Annotated in this window: 2 protein-coding genes; both read left to right on the top strand. The window is 66.4% G+C overall.

The genetic code is table 11. The features are described 5' to 3' along the window. The first annotated feature begins 122 nt into the window (after positions 1 to 122). Positions 123 to 1,538: an IS21 family transposase gene (gene istA, locus ABT025_RS39385; protein WP_351003641.1), complete on the top strand. Its 1,416-nt coding sequence runs from the start codon at positions 123 to 125 to the stop codon at positions 1,536 to 1,538. Beyond that, a partial coding sequence (locus ABT025_RS39380; RefSeq protein WP_351003640.1) for an ATP-binding protein occupies positions 1,535 to 1,976 on the top strand: 442 nt, incomplete at its 3' end. The genes istA and ABT025_RS39380, both read left to right, overlap by 4 nt.

Here is a 1,976-nt window from a genome sequence, read left to right as displayed (position 1 = left end):
TGTCGGCGTACACGTGAACGCACATAGTCGCGTACGGATGAACGTGCAGGGTTCTTGATGCGCTGAGTGCCGGCCCCCGGCACGCTGCTGCCTGTTGTCGAAGTTCGCAGAGAGGGTGAGCCATGGTCTTGGACCCGCAGCGCTGGCTTGAGCTCCGGCGTTTTCGCGGATTGGTGGAGTCCGGGGCGATGAGCCTGTCGGAGGTCGCCAAGGAGACCGGGCTGAACTGGCGGACGGTCAGCAAGTACCTGTCTGCCGACTCGTCGGCGCCGCCGCGCCGGGTGGCGAGTGGTCAGCCGCGCAAGCGCGTGGTCGACGAGGTCGCCCCGTTGATCGACGCGATGCTGCGAGCGGAGATCCTGATGAAGGCCGCGGTGATTCACGAGCGGCTGGCCACGGAGTACGGGTTCACCGGCAACTACCAGCGGGTCAAGCTCTACGTGCAGGAGGCCCGCCCGAGGATTGCGGAGGAACTGGGGATCGCTCCTCGGGAGCTGGCCGGGATGCATCGCAGGTTCGAGGTGATCCCAGGCGCTCAGGCTCAGGTGGACTGGGGCGATGAGGGCAAGGTCCTGGCCCACCTGGGTATCCCGAAGGTCTACTCCTTCCACATGGTGCTGTCGTACTCGCGCGATCCGTTCTGCTGCTTCACCACCAGCCTGGACCTGCAGACGTTCTTCGACTGCCATCGGCGGGCATTCGCGCACTTCAACGGGGTCCCGATGACGATCGTCTACGACCGCACCAAGACGGTCGTGCGTCGTCACGTGGCTCCGGGGGAGGCGGTTCCACTGCATCCGGAGGCGGTCGGGTTCGCCGGCCACTACGACTTCGATATCGATGTGTTGGCCGCCTACCGGCCCCAGGGCAAGGGCCGCGTCGAACGCCAGGTCCTGATTGTCCGCGACCACGTTCTCTCGGGCCGGGCCTTCTCCTGCATCGAGGAGATGGACGCCGCGTTCACCGCCTGGGTGCCGAAACGACGAACCCAGACGCACCGGACTCACCAGCAGGTGATCGGTGAGCGGGCAGTTCGTGACCACGCGGCTCTCAAGCCGTTGCCACCGACTCCGTATCTGGTGGCCGAACGTCATCTGCGGCCGGTCGGCAAGGACTGCCTGGTCGCCTTCGGCGGGAACCTCTACTCGGTCCCGGCCCGCAAGGTCCGACCGCGTCAGCTGGTGGAGATCAGGGCCACGAAGTCGCAGGTCATGCTGCATTCCACCGTTGCCGACTCCAGTGGCGGGACGCTGCTTGCCATGCATCCACGGGCCGTCGGACGCGGCGTCCGTGTCGTCGAAGAACAGCACTGGGACGGCCTGCCCACCGGCAAAGGACGCCGGACCACGACCAGCGACGCCCCGCCCCGGCCGCGTCACGATCGCCCCCTGGGCGACGAGAGCGGACCGCTGCAAGCCCTCCTCAACCGGGCTGCGGCGACCCGCGTCGAGGTCGGTCGCCGGCCGTTGTCGGTCTACGACGAGCTGACCGGGACCCGCCCTTTCACCAGTAACCGAGCGACGAAGGAATCGTCTTGAGCGAGCTGACAGGCAACCGCATCCGCACCACGGCGACCAAGCTCGGCCTGCCCCACCTGGCAGAAACGATCAACGAGTACACGCGGCGGGCGGACGAGGGAAAGATGGGCTACCTCGACTTCCTTGACCTGGTCCTCTCCGAAGAACTCGCCGTCCGTGACGACCGCCGCTTCCGTCAGGGACTGCGGCTCTCCCGGCTTCCGCACCACAAAACGCTGGATGAGTACGACTTCTCGTTCCAGCCCGAGCTCGACCCGCGCAAGATCAAAGATCTGGCCACGCTGTCCTTCGTCGAAGCGAAGGCCAATGCCGCCCTGCTGGGTCCGCCCGGAGTCGGCAAGACTCACATCGCAATCGCGCTGGCGGTCGGGGCCTGCCGGGCCGGATACTCGATCTACTTCACCAGCCTCGACGACATGGTCCGCAACCTCAAGGCAG

The organism is Streptomyces sp. NPDC002809 (assembly GCF_040295435.1).
GTDB lineage: Bacteria > Actinomycetota > Actinomycetes > Streptomycetales > Streptomycetaceae > Streptomyces.
The sequence above is the reverse complement of the archived record's forward strand: the minus strand, read 5'-3'. Positions and strand labels throughout refer to the sequence as shown.

What these genes read in the sequence shown, in the direction of transcription:
- istA (WP_351003641.1), top strand. Translation starts at nt 123, where the DNA reads ATGGTCTTGGACCCGCAGCGCTGGCTTGAGCTCCGGCGTTTTCGCGGA.